The following is a 14,860-nucleotide window of genomic DNA, read 5'->3' as shown; positions in this document are numbered from 1 at the left end:
AAAAAGGCGAAGGTGCAAACCGGATATTCTTTGCTTATTTAGGGGTACTCCGATTCAAAACGTAGCTGAATAGACGGTTCGTGCCTAAATAAGTGGCCTTTGCCCGCAAAAAAATGTTATAAAAATTTGGAAAGAAATATAAAAAAATAGTCCTTTATACAAATTCTTTCAATCACAATTCAATGCAAACAGGAGTAGTAAAATTTTTTAATGAAACCAAAGGATACGGTTTCATTAAGCCGGATGCACCAGGCGAGGACATTTTTGTTCACTCGACGGGCCTTGTCGACCAGATCCGCGAAAACGACAAAGTAAAATTTGAAGTTGAACGTGGCAAAAAAGGTCTGAACGCTGTAAACGTAGAACTGGTATAATCGAAAGATAGAGCCGTTTGAGTTTCAAGAAGAAAACATGCCTGGTGGCATGTTTTTTTTTGCCCGCTGAATCAGAACCCCTTACCGCCGTCAGCCGGCATTTCTGATTCTTTTTTGTTGACAAACCATCCTTTCGTGCTTTTTTTGCGGCTTCATTCAGTAAATCGACTCCATGAGCCCATCCCCCGACCCCAGCAATCTGACGTCACGCATTGCCGCCTTGCTCCAACTGAACGCCCGGCAGGTTGCCCAAACTGTTCAGTTGCTCGACGACGGCGCCACCGTGCCTTTCATTGCCCGCTACCGGAAAGAAGCCACGGGTCAACTGGATGAAGTGCAGATCGGGGCCATCAAAGATACCTACCAAAAACTGGTCGAACTCGACAAACGGCGGGAAACCATCCTGAAATCCATTGCCGATCAGGGCAAATTGACGGCGGAACTCCGCCAGAAAATCGAATCCTCTACCTCAGTCACCGAACTGGAAGATCTGTATTTGCCCTATAAGCCCAAGCGAAAAACCCGGGCCACCATCGCCATTGAAAAAGGGCTGGAACCGCTGGCCAAGTTCATTTTCAGTCAGCGCGAAAACACCGTTGAACGAAAAGCCGCGACGTTCCTGAACGAGCAGGTGGCCACCGTTCAGGACGCCTTGCAGGGTGCCCGTGACATCATGGCGGAGTGGATCAACGAGGACGCCGACGCCCGGCAACGCATCCGGAATCTGTTTGAACGGGAGGCTATTATCCGGGCCGTGGTCAAAAAAGACAAGGAAACCGCCGGGATTAAATACAAGGATTATTTCGATTTCGCCGAACCACTCCGCCGGGTTCCCTCCCACCGTTTGCTGGCCATCCGGCGCGGGGAAGCGGAAGGGATTTTGGCGGTGAGTATTTCGCCGGATGAACAAACCGCCCTCGAACGGCTGGATCGGCAGTTTTTGCGACATGGCTCGTCCGAAAGCATCGATCAGGTTGCGATTGCGATCAAAGACAGTTACAAACGACTCATCAAACCGTCGATTGAGACCGAATTTGAAAACGTTTCGAAGCAAAAAGCCGATCAGGAAGCCATTAAGATTTTTGCCGATAACCTCCGTCAACTGCTCCTGTCGCCCCCACTCGGCCAGAAGCGGGTGCTGGCCATCGACCCCGGTTTTCGAACCGGCTGCAAAGTGGTTTGTCTGGATGCCCAGGGAAATCTGTTGACCAACGACGTTATTTACCCCGACAGCCGTCGCGAACAGGCGCAACAGACCTTATTAAAACTGGTCGCTCAGCATCAGATTGAAGCCATTACCATTGGCAACGGAACCGCCGGGCGCGAAACCGAAGATTTTGTCCGCAGCCTGAATTTCGGCAAAACCATCCCGTTGTTCATGGTGAGCGAACAGGGCGCATCGATTTATTCCGCTTCGGAAGTGGCCCGGCAGGAATTTCCGAATCAGGATGTAACCGTGCGGGGTGCTATTTCCATCGGTCGCCGGTTGATGGACCCGCTGGCCGAACTAGTTAAAATTGATCCCAAATCGATTGGCGTGGGGCAATACCAGCACGATGTCGACCAGAATGACCTGAAAAGCAGCCTGGATCGGGTGGTGGAAAGCTGCGTGAACCAGGTGGGGGTTTCGCTCAATACGGCCAGCAGTCATTTGTTGCGCTACGTTTCGGGCCTGGGGCCGCAACTGGCACAAAACATCGTCGAGTACCGGGCGCAAAATGGCCCGTTTCAATCCCGCGACCAATTGAAGAAAGTGGCCCGGCTGGGTGCGAAAGCCTACGAGCAATGTGCCGGTTTTCTCCGCATCGACCAGGCCAAAAATCCGCTCGACAACAGCGCCGTTCACCCGGAAAGTTACGCTGTGGTGGAACGCATGGCCCACGATCTGAAATGCACGGTGACCGATTTAGTCAAAAAAAAGGAACTTCAGAAGCAGATAAAGCCCGAATTGTACGTTACCGAAACAGTGGGGCTACCAACACTCCGCGATATTCTGGCCGAACTGGAAAAACCGGGTCGTGATCCGCGGGAAACGCTGGCTGTTTTCGAATATGACGAGCGGGTCCGAAAACCGGAAGATCTGCGGGAGGGTATGCTGCTAGCAGGCGTGGTGACGAACGTGACAGCCTTCGGTGCCTTTGTCGATATCGGCGTCAAACAGGATGGGCTGGTTCACATTTCGCAGTTGGCCAATCAGTTTGTTTCCGATCCGCGTCAGGTCGTCAGTGTTCACCAAAAAGTGCAGGTGAAAGTGCTGGAAGTCGATTTACAGCGCAAACGTATTGCCTTGACGATGAAAATTTAATAGTTTAAGCCGTTGTATTCCCGTTTTTCTGACGGTTATCGCATTCGGTAAATCAAACTACAAACGATGTACCTTAAACCACTACGAATGAGGACTTTACTTCGCCCTTTGTGGCCGGCTGCTCTTCTGGTGTTGACACTGTCATCCTGTTCATTTTTCAAAACTTCGCATTACACCCCGCCCGCCCAGCGAAAACCGGCGGTGGCCAATCGGAAACCGGTCGGCAAACCGCTCAAGGCCGTCGATACACAAACCTATCAGAAAGGGTATGTGCCCCAGGTGGTGAAAATTGCCCGAACCTACACCGGAACACCGTATCGCACGGGCGGTCAGACCTCGGAAGGGATGGATTGTTCGGGGCTTATTTTTGCTTCATTCAATACCGTTGGTCTGCAAATGCCGCGGGTTTCCTGGCAACAATCCGAAGTGGGTTATGAAGTGGAAGTCCCTCAGATTCAACCGGGTGATCTCGTTTTTTTCGTACCGGATGATGGGAAATCCGGGTATGTTTCGCACACCGGCATTGTTACCGAAGTTCGCGGGGCATCCAACATCATGTTTATTCACGCGTCTTCGTCGCGGGGTGTTCGGGAAGACAATCTATTTTCGAGTTACTTCAAAGGCCGGTTTGTGAAAGCTGTCCGGCCTTTTTAAACCCGTTTCCCAGAAGAGCAGGGTTGTTACGTACTGCTTTAATTTGCCCCCCAGCCCCTAAAGGGGGAGTTTTGACGCGCTCAAGGCTCCCCCTTTAGGGGGCTGGGGGGCAAATTAAAGCAGCCGCCATTTCCAGCGTTCGTAAATAGGTATGCTGGGGTGGCGTATACCGAAGCGAATTGTTACCCGTGCGAAATTCTTCCAGCACGACCGCAATTGGCATAAACCGCAAATCCGCCACTTCATCCGATTGCATGACAAACTGATCGAGCGTACGGTGGGTCCGAAAGACATACACAGCCGCGTGTTCCCGGTCGATCAGCGGAGCGGTTTTGTCGATTACCTCCACTGCCACCATGCCCAGAAACTGCAATTCGCCGGTTTTGGGCCGCACGCCAATTTCTTCCTCCACTTCCCGCATCGCGCACTGCTCATAACTCTCGCCCGGATCAACGTGTCCACCGACGCACACATCCCAGAAATTGGGCAAAACCGCCTTGTCCGGATGACGAAGACTCAGCAACACTTCGTCGTGGTCATTCAACACCACGATTTCAGAGGTGCGGTGCCAGTCGCCGTCGCGGTGTGCTTCTTTTTTGGGTTTGGTAAAGCCTAGCGGCTGGTTGCTGGCGTCAAAAATTTCAAGTAAGTCCATAAAAAAAGCCGCATCACTGCGGCTGATTAAATTCTCCGAAGACCGGCTGGTTCTGACCGGTTTGTGATGCAGTGTCACAAAGATGGCTATTTCTGGCTTTTGAGCCCCTATTCTGCCCCACAAAATCAGGTAGCCCCGACCTCGGAACCGATAAATTACCGTTGTAACACTTCATCGATGAAACCGAACGCTTTGGCTTCTGCGGCTTTCATCCAGTAATCGCGGTCGGCATTCCGTTCAATTTCTTCCGCCGAACGACCGCTGTGCCGGGCCATGATTTCATAGAGTTCATTGCGCAAAATGACAATTTGCCGCGCCGTTATCTCAATATCGACGGACTGGCCCTGCGCTCCGCCGTGTGGCTGGTGAATCATGACACGGGCGTGGGGCAAAGCCGACCGTTTGCCCGGTGCTCCGGCGCAGAGCAAAACCGCCCCAAACGACAAGGCCACGCTGGTGCAGATCGTCGCGACGTCGGGCCGGACGTATTGCATGGTGTCGTAGATACCCAGACCGGCATAGACCGAACCGCCGGGGCTGTTGATATACAGCAAGATGTCTTTTTTGGCGTCGGCCGATTCCAGAAACAGCAACTGGGCAATGATAATGTTCGCAATATTGTCGTCGACTGCCGAACCGAGGAAAACGATCCGGTCCGCCATCAGGCGGGAAAATACATCGACCTCGCGAAAATTCATGGGCCGTTCCTCGATGACCGACCGGGTCATATTTTCCACCTGGTGCAGGTAGCGATCGACCGTCAGACCGTTCAGATTTTGTCCGTGTACGGCGAAGTTACGGAACTCACGTTGGCTCAGTTCGGGATAATACATAAATCAGAAAATGGTTTGGGATGAAAAAATACTTTGTTCAGGCATGGCAATGCCCTCCGGCTCTATAAAAGCCCGTTGAATCAGTCTATGAAAGGAGTTTGGTATTGCCGGATTTAGCCAAACAGGCGGACGTAAATCCCGTCTAATTCGCGACGCAGTTGCTGGCGTCCGGCCAGGCGAAGGGCCTGATAGGCCAGTTTCTGGGCCGCCAGTTTCTGTTGCCAATCCGGATTCCAGAGCAGCCGGACGGAGACGTCGATCCATTGCTCTTCAGGGAGAGTTCCGCGCAGGTAGGCTTCCAGCAGTTGAACTTCTTCTAATTCAGGACGCATCGCATCAAGATTTAAAGTGATCAATCGACAGGTGACTGACGGCTTTGCGCAGCCGTTCCAGGCATTTGAATTTCTGCACGGTGGCCGAACGAACCGACCGATAGCCGTGTTGTGTTGCAATCTGCTCCAGCCGCTGACCGAAATAATAGAAACTCACCAGAATGGATTGACAGGTTTCGCCCAACTGCTCCACAAAGCTCATCAGTTTGAGTGTCGGCAGTTCATCTTCGTCTTCCGACTCCTCCCAAGCAAGGTCGGTTTGGATTGTATTCAGGGAAGTTTTTCGACGCTGTTTGTCCACCTGCTGCCGCCAGCGGTTTTTACAAATCCCCATAAGATACGTACTGACCGAACATGTCAACGTCAGTTGGTCCTGAACGGTTTTCTCGTAATACAGAATCATGGACTCGTGGAAGATATCTTTCGCGTCTTCCTCCGTACCACCCTGTTCCCGGATATAATGGCGAACCATCGGATAGGTTTGGGCATAGATTCGTTCCATCGTTCGTTCCCGGTCAGCAATCAGGGCGGCCTCCCTCGGCAGAGTTTGGGTTGAATTCATACGCTTTTTAGTGGTTAATCAGAATTACGCGTCGGTATCACCCAAGGATACGAAAAATATTTCTCTGTCGGGGAAAGAAAGGGAGAGAATGTTAAATGAGCAATGATGAACGCCAAATGTAAAAGGAATTACAATCAGGAACTTTTACATTTAGCGTTCATCATTGCTCATTTAATATTAAAAAAAAGCCCCGAACTCGACAAGTCCGGGGCTTTTAACGAATTTTGGTGGAGATAGTCGGATTCGAACCGACGGCCTCTACAATGCCATTGTAGCGCTCTAGCCAACTGAGCTATACCCCCTTTTTTTCGTGGTGCAAAGATGAGAAATTTTGTAGAAAAAGCAATGAAGCTTTTTACAGATTTCAAAAAAAAACGCCACGCAATGGCATGGCGTACTGATTTTGAAGCGTTTCTATTATTGCTCCACCATCTCGGCGTCCGCGATGATGTAGTTCAGTTCGTAGATATTATCAGCGTTCAGTTTGAGGGTTCCCCGGAAGGTCCGGCGCTCGTCGGTTTTAAACTTGAGGCCGTTTTTCTTGAATTTCAGGGATACGACCGATTCCGGGCCTGCTCCTCCGCAGAAAAAACACGCGCTGTATGGAAAAGCCGACAGAACGTACAGATTGGATTCGTAATCAACGGGTAACACATACCCCGTCAACTCGACCGGTTTGCCGCTTAGTTTCTGAATACCGGCACCGAAGGTAGGATACAGCATGTAAACGGATTCTTCGGGATACCATTTTTTCTTGAAAGTCACATCGCGCAGCGTTTCCCACGACAGTTTGACGGGTTCAGCGACGGTTGCCACCGAACGGTTACTCACCACTTTGGCGGGGGTAAACGCTGCCAGGGTCAGCAGTCCTAAAAGAGCGATGAAGCAGACATTTTTTTTCATGATGAGGTCGCGTTCAGATAATTACAAATCTACGTCGTTTTCTGGTTTAAAAACAACACTCGGTGGGGTTTGGTTCGGGTTTTTAAGCGCGAAAATCAGAAGTTACCACCTCCATCCTGCAATTATCACAATTTTTGTTACCTTTACCTTAATCAACGTGGTTGCCTCATAAAACCGTGTCGGAAGTAGTTAACGTTATATCCCAGACCTCTCAGCCTTCGGCCCGCCATTTCAACCGCCTGTTCTTAACAACACTGGTGTTCATAGCCATGCTGTTAACGGCTGCTGAAATCGTGAGCCAGTTTCAAACCCGGCGCGAATCCGAACGGGTATTGGTCATACGAATGGCTTCCGCGCAACGCCATCAGAGCCAGCGACTTGTCAGCCAGGTTCTCCAACTGACCCGCCCGTCCGAGTTACCCAATTTCCAGCGTACCCTTTCCGAGATCAAGAAACTGTTCGCGCAGTTTCAGACGAATCAACTGCACATTGAACAGGGCACCGTACCCGGGAATCCGGTATTGCTTCAGAACAGTGACAGCGTTAAAATTCGGTACCAATCCCTGAAACCGTACTATGCGGGTTTTCGGGACAGTATGCAGCAACTCATCCTGCAGGCCGATCGTGCTGCCGACCCCGGAAAATTCATCGCCGAAGCCGATTTAACCGCTTTGCTCGCGAACGAAAAACCCTTTTTAGACAAAATGGATGAGGTCGTTCAGCAATATACCCGCGAAACGCTGGCGAATGTGGAAGATACCCGACTCATCGGTTTTGTCATTTACCTCTTTATTCTGCTGGCCCTGGTGTTTGCGGGTTGGTTCATTCTGCGACCCGCCGTAAACAAATTCGAGGGCATTATTGGCCAGTTGGTCGAAGCCGAAACCCGAACCGCCACCACCAACCGCAAACTCCTCTCGCTAAACCGCGCCCTGAAAGAAACCCGCCAGCAACTCTTCGACGCCACCCGCCAGCAGTATCAGCAGCAGATGGACGAGCAGAAATTGCGAACTTCCTACCTGGTTGCCGGACAGGAAGAAGAGCGCAAACGGCTCTCGCGCGAGTTGCACGATGGCATCGGACAAATGCTGACGGCGATCAAGCTACAGGTCGAAAGTTTTGAGAAAAGTTTGAGTGGCGAGGCCAAAGGAACCAAAAATTTAACGGTTCTGAAAAACCTGATTTCACAGACCATTCAGGAGACCCGAAACGTGTCGAACAACCTGATGCCGACGGTTTTAAGCGACTTCGGGCTGGTTCCGGCCGTGAAGATGCTGGCCGACACACACGACAAAGACAGCACTATCGATATAATTTTTCATACTAATCTGTCAAATACGCGTTTAGATAAGAGCGTTGAGATTGGTGTCTACCGCATTGCGCAGGAAGCGGTCAGTAATGCCCTTCGCCATGCCGACCCGCACCAGATCACGATCGATCTGTTCGAAAAAGACAATTATTTGCACCTGATTGTCAACGACGACGGTAAAGGGTTCCGCATCCACCGCAGTCGGAAGGAAGACAGCAAGCGGCCTTCGCAGGGCATTCACAACATGAATGAACGGGCGGCCCTGATCAACGGGAAATTTAAAATATCATCTGCGCCCGATAAAGGCACAAAAGTTCAAGTCAGTATACCCTTTAAACTCGCACACCAGGAATATGAGTACACTCAAGTTGATGCTGGTTGATGACCACTCTATCGTCCGAAACGGAATACGCTCTCTGCTGGAACAAAACGATGAATTTTTAATTGTCGACGAAGCCGGCGATGGTGAGGAAGCCCTTGAAAAACTGAAAACCCAGCAACCGGATGTGGTTTTGATGGACATCTCACTGCCGGGCATGTCGGGGATTCAGACGACACAGATCATTTCGCGTCTGTATAAAAACATCAAGACGCTGATGTTGTCGATGCACAACAACGAAGATTACATTCTTCGCTCGGTGGAAGCCGGGGCCTTTGGCTACATTCTGAAAGACTCTTCGAGCGATGAGATGATGAAAGCACTGCGAACCATTGCCAGTGGAGAAAAGTATTTCAGTTCGCCCGTAGCCACCATTATTCTCAATGGCTACATGCACCAGTTGAAAAAGACGGAACGAAGCAGCAAAATCCGGCGTTCCAAGCTTTCAAAAAAGGAGAAAGAAATCCTGCAGTTTTTGGTCGATGGCATGAGCAGCCGTGAAATTGCCGAAAAACTCCAGCTTTCGGTCCGAACCGTCGACAACCACCGCGCCAACATGATGCGTCGCCTTCAGGTGAAGAATGCCGCCGAACTGGTGAAAATGGCCGTCGAAGAAAAATTGATTTGAAAAACCATTTTATGCAAAGGTAGTGTTATCAAATTGCGGTCTTTGTCGTTCAGAGATATGCACCGTTGATAATCTGTTTTACATTTGTGTAACCAACACTATAGTACAACTATAGTAGTAACCAAACCTCTTTTATTATGGCACTCCGATTAGGTGACATTGCCCCGGATTTTACGGCAGAGACCACCGAGGGTACGATCAATTTTCACGAATGGCTGGGAAATTCCTGGGGCATGATCTTTTCGCACCCCGCCGACTTCACGCCGGTTTGTACGACCGAACTGGGCCGTACGGCCCAACTGAAAGATGAGTTTGCGAAGCGTGGCGTGAAAGTCATTGCGGTCAGTGTTGATGCCCTTGACTCGCATACGGAATGGGTGAAGGACATCAATGAAACCCAAAACACCACGGTCGATTTTCCGCTCATTGCCGATAAAGACCGCCAGGTGGCCGAGTTATACGACATGATTCACCCGAACGCCAGCGAAAAAGCAACGGTTCGGTCGGTGTTCATCATCGGTCCTGACAAAAAAATAAAACTCACGCTGACCTATCCGGCTTCAACGGGTCGGAACTTCACGGAAATTCTGCGGGTCATCGATTCATTGCAATTAACCGCTAACTACCAGGTGGCCACGCCCGCCGACTGGACGGAAGGCCAGGATGTGATTGTGGTTCCGGCGGTTAGCACGGAAGATGCCATCAAGAAATTCCCGAAAGGCGTTACCATTGTCAAACCGTATCTGCGAACCACCCCGCAGCCGAATAAGTAAAAACAGAACTGGATTTGAAGAGAATGTTAAATAATAAATGATGAATGTTAAATGTAAAAGTGATGGATGATAAGACACTTTTACATTTAACATTCATCATTTATTATTTAACATTCTTTTTATTGATTAATCCAACCGGGTTACCCAAAACGTTTCTCCCCGAAACCGACACCCGCCCCCCTTTTCTACTTATTTTTGCTCAGCATGAGCCGGATTATTCTATTTATCTATAGGAAGAGGAAAGTACTGGTCTGGCCGTTTCTGGTGCTTTCGTTGGTTCTGGTTGGGCTATGGTGGAACCGTTCGCTGAAGAAAGTCAATGAATTGCAATGGGAGTTTGTAAACGGATACGGGATTCGAATGCCGTTGAAGTATACGATTCATGGCATTGATGTTTCTCACCACAACAACCGCATCAACTGGCAGCGGGTTTCGCAGATGCAGGCCCGGGGGGTTGGCCTGCAATTTGTCTTTGTCAAAGCCACCGAAGGCGCATCGCTCGTCGACCGGCGATTCAAACACAACTGGCAGGAAGCCCGAAAAGCAGGCCTGAAACGGGGTGCCTACCACTTCTTCCACCCGAAGCGCGATCCCGTAAAACAGGCTCAGAATTTTATCAAAACCGTAACGCTCAAACCCGGCGACTTTGCCCCCGTGCTGGACTTTGAACGGAATGCCAAAGGAACCGTTCCGGCCGATCGGCTTATTGCGGACATCCGGGTCTGGCTGCGGCTGGTGGAAGACCATTACGGCACCAAACCGATTATTTATGTCAACCGGCACTTTTATTTGCTCTACATTGCCGGTAATTTTGACGACTATCCGCTTTGGATCGCCGATTATTCTTCTGACCATCCCCGACATTTTAAAGCGGAGCGGTTGTACATTTGGCAACACAATGAAAAAGGCTCCGTGGATGGCATCCGCGGGAAAGTCGATTTTAACGTCTTTGTCTGCGAACCGGACCGATTGAACGAAATTTCTCTTTGAACCCATTTACCATGTTACCGACCCATTCTTTTCTTCAACTCCCTGCTTATCAGGAACTCCAGAACCATTTCGAGCAATTAAAGGGACAACACCTGCGGGATTTATTTGCGGAGAACCCCAGTCGATTTACTGATTTTTCACTGCGGTTTGAAGACATTCTGGTCGATTTCTCCAAAAACCGGATTACCACTGAAACCATGCAACTGCTGCGTCAACTGGCGGGGCAGGCGGGTCTCTACGAAGCCATTGAAAAAATGTTTTCCGGCGACGCTATCAACGTTACCGAAAACCGTTCCGTGCTGCACGTCGCCCTGCGGAATCGTTCCAACACGCCGGTGCTGGTCGATGGAAACGATGTGATGCCGGATGTAAACGCGGTTCTGGACAAAATGGAGACTTTTTCGCATCGCATCAGCTCGGGCGACTGGAAAGGCTATACCGGCAAACCGATCACGCAAATCGTCAACATCGGCATTGGCGGTTCGGATCTGGGGCCGGTGATGGTCACCGAAGCCCTGAAACCGTATGCGGTTCAAAAAGACGGAAAACCGCAGTTGCAGGTTTATTTCGTGTCGAACGTCGATGGTGTTCACATCTACGAAACCCTGCAAAAACTCGATCCGGAAACCACGCTGTTCATGATTGCGTCGAAAACCTTCACGACGCAGGAGACGATGGCCAATGCACATTCGGCCCGCGACTGGTTTCTGAGCCACGCCAATGACGAAACGGCGGTGGCAAAACACTTCGTGGCCATTTCGACCAATAAAACCGAGGTCGAAAAATTCGGCATCGATCCCGAAAACATGTTCGGGTTCTGGGACTGGGTCGGTGGCCGCTATTCCCTCTGGTCGGCCATCGGTTTGTCAATTGCCTGCTACATCGGTTTCGACAACTTTGCCGAACTACTCGAAGGAGGCCATGCGATGGATCAGCATTTCAAGAATACCCCCATCGAAGAAAATATCCCGGTGACGCTGGCCTTGCTGGGCATCTGGTACAACAACTTTTTCGGAGCCGAATCGCACGCCATTCTGCCCTACGACCAATACATGCACCGGTTTGCGGCTTATTTCCAGCAGGGCGATATGGAAAGCAACGGCAAATCCGTCGACCGCAACGGCGAGCCGACGGCCTACCAGACCGGGCCGGTGATCTGGGGCGAACCCGGCACCAACGGGCAACACGCGTTCTACCAACTGATTCACCAGGGCACCAAGCTGATTCCCTGCGATTTCATTGCCCCGGCCATCAGCCAGCGTCCGCTGGGCGAGCACCACAACATGCTGTTGTCCAACTTCTTCGCCCAAACCGAAGCCCTGATGAATGGCAAATCCGGGGAAGAAGTGGTGGGGGAACTGGTGAAAGCCGGAAAAAAAGAAGAGGAAGTTGCCTTACTGATGCCCTTCAAGGTGTTTTCGGGAAACCGCCCTACCAATTCGATTCTGGTGAAGAAAATCACACCAAGGACACTCGGTAGCCTGATTGCGATGTACGAACACAAAATTTTTACCCAGGGCATCATCTGGAACATCTTCAGCTTTGACCAGTGGGGCGTCGAACTGGGTAAACAACTGGCCAATCGCATCCTGCCCGAACTGGCCGACAACCAGCCGGTTTCGTCGCACGACAGTTCGACCAACGGCCTGATCAATTATTACAAAGAATGGCGACAACTTTAAACAATCCAAGAATACCGTTGTTGATAAGGTGTATGCAATGCATACACCTTATTTTTTTACCATTTCAACAACTTTTATCATGATGAAACGCAACAGTATTCTGCTTGCGGTGTGCCTTTTGGGAACGTGGAGCGCTTATGCTCAGAATAACATTTCTTCAGACACTACCAGTAACTCCGCGACCACAGTCGCTCCAACAAACAGCTCGACCTATTCGTCGACTCCAGCTACGACCAGCTCGTATTCCTCAACAACCACTACCGCTGACTACGGCAGCCGTCAAAGCCGGGTGAAAGCCGACAGGCCATATAAGGCATTTACCGGTGGTATTTATGTGGGTGCCAACTCGACCCGGTACCGGGGTGAAGATGTGGACGGCGACAATCCTTCAGGCCGTCTGGGCTACCAAATCGGCGGTTTCGTTCGTGGTGGCGGCCGGATTTACGGTCAATTGGGTGTCGAATATTTTGCTTCCAGTTCGAACTACTTTACGCCAGGTGACGGGTCAACGATCCAGGACATTTCAGGTCGTATCAACACCAAATGGTTGCAGATTCCGGCTTACGTCGGTGTAAAACTGGCCCAGTCGGACCGTGGCATTTCGGCCGTTCGGCTAGCAGTCGGTGCTGAATATGCCAACCGGTTGAGCAGCAATAATACGGTCAACATTGACGAAAATGAGATCAAAAGCGGAGCTTTTCAGGGTCTGGTCAATCTGGGCTTCGACATGGGTCCGGTCCTGATCGACCTCGTCTATCACCACGGTTTCTCGGACGCCATCAGCGGATTCAACAATTCGCAGCGTCGGGCACTGGGTGTCAACGTCGGCTTCAAGTTTTAATCCGCAGACTGTCCACTATTCAAACGGCGTCCCGACTTTGAGTCGGGACGCCGTTTGAATAACCCTGACAGCGGCCAAAGGCCCTGTCAGCGGTTTAGTTATATGGACTCGCTACTTACTGACCTCGTCTTTCAAACGCGCTACAATTTCGTCGGCCGTCAGCTTCTCCTGCTGACCGGTCACCATGTTTTTCAATCCCAACAACCCGGTTTGCAGTTCCTCGGAACCGATCAGAACGACGTACGGAATGCTTTTTGCGTTCGCATAATCCAGTTGCTTTTTCACTTTGGCCGAATCGGGATACGCTTCCGCCGGGATGTTCTGCGCCCGCAATTGACTCAGTAATGGCAAGCCAAGCGAACGACCTTCGGTATCAAGGTGAACCACCAGTACCTGCGTCGATTGCAAACCGGTATCCGGAAACAGGTTCAGTTCTTCCATCACGTCATAAATCCGATCGACGCCCAGCGAAATACCAACGCCCGACAAACCGGGCATACCGAATGCACCGGTGAGGTTGTCGTAACGGCCGCCCCCGCTGATGCTCCCGATCTGCACGCCATTCGCTTTCACTTCGAAAATGGCGCCGGTATAATAGGACAAGCCCCGCGCCAGCGTCACATCCAGTTGCATCCGGGCGTCGTTCAACCCATACTGAGCGATCAACTGCCAGACTTCTTCGAGTTCTGCAACACCTTTCAGCCCCACCTCCGAAGGTGCCAGCCAGCTTTTCAACTGATCGAAAGCCGCCTGCGCCTGGTCCGGAAACTGAAACATCGGTTCCAGTTTATCAATCGATTCATCGGAAAAACCGCGTTGTTTCAATTCCTCAACGACTTTTTCTTTCCCGATTTTATCCAGTTTATCGATGGCAATGGCAAGCAGTCCCTCCTGCCCGGCGGCTCCCACCACCTCGGCAATGCCGGTCAGAATCTTGCGGTTGTTGATTTTTACGGTAAAATCCTGAATGCCCAGATTGCGCAGGCTTTCGTGCAGCATCAACACGATTTCGGCTTCGCACAACAACGAATCCGTACCGACCACATCGGCATCGCACTGTACAAACTCCCGATAGCGCCCTTTCTGGGGACGATCAGCGCGCCAGACCGGCTGAATCTGGTACCGCTTGAACGGCATCGTCAGCGCGTGGCGGTTCATCACCACGTAGCGGGCGAACGGAACCGTCAGGTCATAGCGAAGGCCCTTTTCCGAAATTTTCAGGGTTAATTTGCGGGCGTTTTCCTGCCAGTCGGTTTCGGTCAAATCCTTGGCGAAATCACCGGAATTGAGCACTTTAAACAGCAACTGATCGCCTTCTTCGCCGTATTTTCCCATCAGAACCGACAGGTTTTCGAGGGTGGGGGTTTCAATGGGCTGAAAGCCGTATCGCCGGAACGTTTGCCGGATGGTTTCCAGCAGAAAAAGCCGTTTGCTCATCTGTTCCGGCCCAAAATCGCGCGTGCCGCGGGGTAAACTCGGTTTTTGCATGTTGCAAAAATAGCAAGCCGGACGGAGTTTTCAGCAGGGTGTTTGCAGGAACCTGCGCCTACCCCGGCATCGAGTCAGATTAGTACCAATAAAAAATTGATTTTCTGCGTTATTTCCGCTAATTTTGCGGACAATTTGGATTAAACGGACTA

The 14,860-nt window shown here is 50.9% G+C and carries 15 protein-coding genes and 1 tRNA gene; 9 read left to right on the top strand and 7 right to left on the bottom strand.

Annotated elements, in window-relative coordinates; translation table 11 throughout:
• Positions 1-182 precede the first annotated feature (182 nt).
• From DUE52_RS04285 to DUE52_RS04275, 3 genes are all read left to right on the top strand, one after another.
• A complete protein-coding gene (locus DUE52_RS04285) occupies positions 183-374 on the top strand; it encodes a cold-shock protein (protein ID WP_114404734.1) in 192 nt (63 codons plus the stop codon).
• A gap of 172 nt (positions 375-546) precedes the next feature.
• The gene (locus tag DUE52_RS04280; protein WP_114404733.1) at positions 547-2,679 is read left to right on the top strand and encodes a Tex family protein; all 2,133 of its coding nucleotides are present in this window, start codon (positions 547-549) and stop codon (positions 2,677-2,679) included.
• Between the two features lie 87 nt (positions 2,680-2,766).
• Positions 2,767-3,333, top strand: a complete 567-nt coding sequence (locus DUE52_RS04275) for a C40 family peptidase (protein ID WP_114404732.1) — start codon at positions 2,767-2,769, stop codon at positions 3,331-3,333.
• A 94-nt stretch (positions 3,334-3,427) separates the two neighbouring features.
• Here DUE52_RS04275 and DUE52_RS04270 read toward each other — a convergent pair whose 3' ends face one another.
• The 6 genes from DUE52_RS04270 to DUE52_RS04245 form a co-directional block, all read right to left on the bottom strand.
• Complete coding sequence (locus tag DUE52_RS04270) at positions 3,428-4,066, bottom strand: NUDIX hydrolase (protein WP_114404731.1); 639 nt, start codon at positions 4,064-4,066, stop codon at positions 3,428-3,430.
• Between the two features lie 77 nt (positions 4,067-4,143).
• A complete protein-coding gene (locus DUE52_RS04265) occupies positions 4,144-4,821 on the bottom strand; it encodes a ClpP family protease (protein WP_114404730.1) in 678 nt (225 codons plus the stop codon).
• A 113-nt stretch (positions 4,822-4,934) separates the two neighbouring features.
• Entirely contained in the window at positions 4,935-5,153 is a 219-nt protein-coding gene (locus DUE52_RS04260; RefSeq protein ID WP_114404729.1) for a hypothetical protein, read from the bottom strand.
• 4 nt (positions 5,154-5,157) lie between these two features.
• Positions 5,158-5,715: an RNA polymerase sigma factor gene (locus DUE52_RS04255; protein WP_114404728.1), complete on the bottom strand. Its 558-nt coding sequence runs from the start codon at positions 5,713-5,715 to the stop codon at positions 5,158-5,160.
• A gap of 225 nt (positions 5,716-5,940) precedes the next feature.
• Positions 5,941-6,017 (bottom strand) — tRNA-Ala (locus DUE52_RS04250).
• Between the two features lie 115 nt (positions 6,018-6,132).
• Positions 6,133-6,618, bottom strand: coding sequence for a DUF3299 domain-containing protein (locus tag DUE52_RS04245; RefSeq protein ID WP_114404727.1), 486 nt, complete (start codon positions 6,616-6,618; stop codon positions 6,133-6,135).
• A gap of 176 nt (positions 6,619-6,794) precedes the next feature.
• Here DUE52_RS04245 and DUE52_RS04240 point away from each other — a divergent pair, with 176 nt between their 5' ends.
• From DUE52_RS04240 to DUE52_RS04215, 6 genes are all read left to right on the top strand, one after another.
• Positions 6,795-8,309, top strand: coding sequence for a sensor histidine kinase (locus tag DUE52_RS04240; RefSeq protein WP_229312060.1), 1,515 nt, complete (start codon positions 6,795-6,797; stop codon positions 8,307-8,309).
• Positions 8,281-8,934, top strand: coding sequence for a response regulator transcription factor (locus tag DUE52_RS04235; protein WP_486284516.1), 654 nt, complete (start codon positions 8,281-8,283; stop codon positions 8,932-8,934). The genes DUE52_RS04240 and DUE52_RS04235 overlap by 29 nt, the downstream gene beginning before the upstream one ends.
• Before the next feature lie 137 nt (positions 8,935-9,071).
• A complete protein-coding gene (locus tag DUE52_RS04230; RefSeq protein WP_114404724.1) occupies positions 9,072-9,707 on the top strand; it encodes a peroxiredoxin in 636 nt (211 codons plus the stop codon).
• Positions 9,708-9,911: 204 nt separating this feature from the next.
• Positions 9,912-10,697, top strand: a complete 786-nt coding sequence (locus tag DUE52_RS04225; protein ID WP_170315682.1) for a glycoside hydrolase family 25 protein — start codon at positions 9,912-9,914, stop codon at positions 10,695-10,697.
• A gap of 11 nt (positions 10,698-10,708) precedes the next feature.
• A complete protein-coding gene (pgi, locus tag DUE52_RS04220) occupies positions 10,709-12,379 on the top strand; it encodes a glucose-6-phosphate isomerase (RefSeq protein WP_114404723.1) in 1,671 nt (556 codons plus the stop codon).
• 79 nt (positions 12,380-12,458) lie between these two features.
• Positions 12,459-13,220: a PorT family protein gene (locus DUE52_RS04215; protein ID WP_229312059.1), complete on the top strand. Its 762-nt coding sequence runs from the start codon at positions 12,459-12,461 to the stop codon at positions 13,218-13,220.
• Positions 13,221-13,331: 111 nt separating this feature from the next.
• Here DUE52_RS04215 and hisS read toward each other — a convergent pair whose 3' ends face one another.
• Complete coding sequence (hisS, locus tag DUE52_RS04210) at positions 13,332-14,708, bottom strand: histidine--tRNA ligase (protein ID WP_114404722.1); 1,377 nt, start codon at positions 14,706-14,708, stop codon at positions 13,332-13,334.
• Between the last annotated feature and the right edge of the window lie 152 nt (positions 14,709-14,860).

Source organism: Larkinella punicea, assembly GCF_003334855.1.
GTDB lineage: Bacteria > Bacteroidota > Bacteroidia > Cytophagales > Spirosomataceae > Larkinella > Larkinella punicea.
Note: the sequence above shows the minus strand (reverse complement) of the source record. Positions and strands in the feature narration are given on the sequence as shown.

What these genes read in the sequence shown, in the direction of transcription:
- DUE52_RS04265 (WP_114404730.1), bottom strand. Translation starts at nt 4,821, where the DNA reads ATGTATTATCCCGAACTGAGCCAACGTGAGTTCCGTAACTTCGCCGTA.
- DUE52_RS04255 (WP_114404728.1), bottom strand. Translation starts at nt 5,715, where the DNA reads ATGAATTCAACCCAAACTCTGCCGAGGGAGGCCGCCCTGATTGCTGAC.
- DUE52_RS04225 (WP_170315682.1), top strand. Translation starts at nt 9,912, where the DNA reads ATGAGCCGGATTATTCTATTTATCTATAGGAAGAGGAAAGTACTGGTC.
- pgi (WP_114404723.1), top strand. Translation starts at nt 10,709, where the DNA reads ATGTTACCGACCCATTCTTTTCTTCAACTCCCTGCTTATCAGGAACTC.
- DUE52_RS04230 (WP_114404724.1), top strand. Translation starts at nt 9,072, where the DNA reads ATGGCACTCCGATTAGGTGACATTGCCCCGGATTTTACGGCAGAGACC.
- DUE52_RS04215 (WP_229312059.1), top strand. Translation starts at nt 12,459, where the DNA reads ATGATGAAACGCAACAGTATTCTGCTTGCGGTGTGCCTTTTGGGAACG.
- DUE52_RS04235 (WP_486284516.1), top strand. Translation starts at nt 8,281, where the DNA reads ATGAGTACACTCAAGTTGATGCTGGTTGATGACCACTCTATCGTCCGA.
- hisS (WP_114404722.1), bottom strand. Translation starts at nt 14,708, where the DNA reads ATGCAAAAACCGAGTTTACCCCGCGGCACGCGCGATTTTGGGCCGGAA.
- DUE52_RS04275 (WP_114404732.1), top strand. Translation starts at nt 2,767, where the DNA reads ATGAGGACTTTACTTCGCCCTTTGTGGCCGGCTGCTCTTCTGGTGTTG.
- DUE52_RS04260 (WP_114404729.1), bottom strand. Translation starts at nt 5,153, where the DNA reads ATGCGTCCTGAATTAGAAGAAGTTCAACTGCTGGAAGCCTACCTGCGC.
- DUE52_RS04280 (WP_114404733.1), top strand. Translation starts at nt 547, where the DNA reads ATGAGCCCATCCCCCGACCCCAGCAATCTGACGTCACGCATTGCCGCC.
- DUE52_RS04285 (WP_114404734.1), top strand. Translation starts at nt 183, where the DNA reads ATGCAAACAGGAGTAGTAAAATTTTTTAATGAAACCAAAGGATACGGT.
- DUE52_RS04245 (WP_114404727.1), bottom strand. Translation starts at nt 6,618, where the DNA reads ATGAAAAAAAATGTCTGCTTCATCGCTCTTTTAGGACTGCTGACCCTG.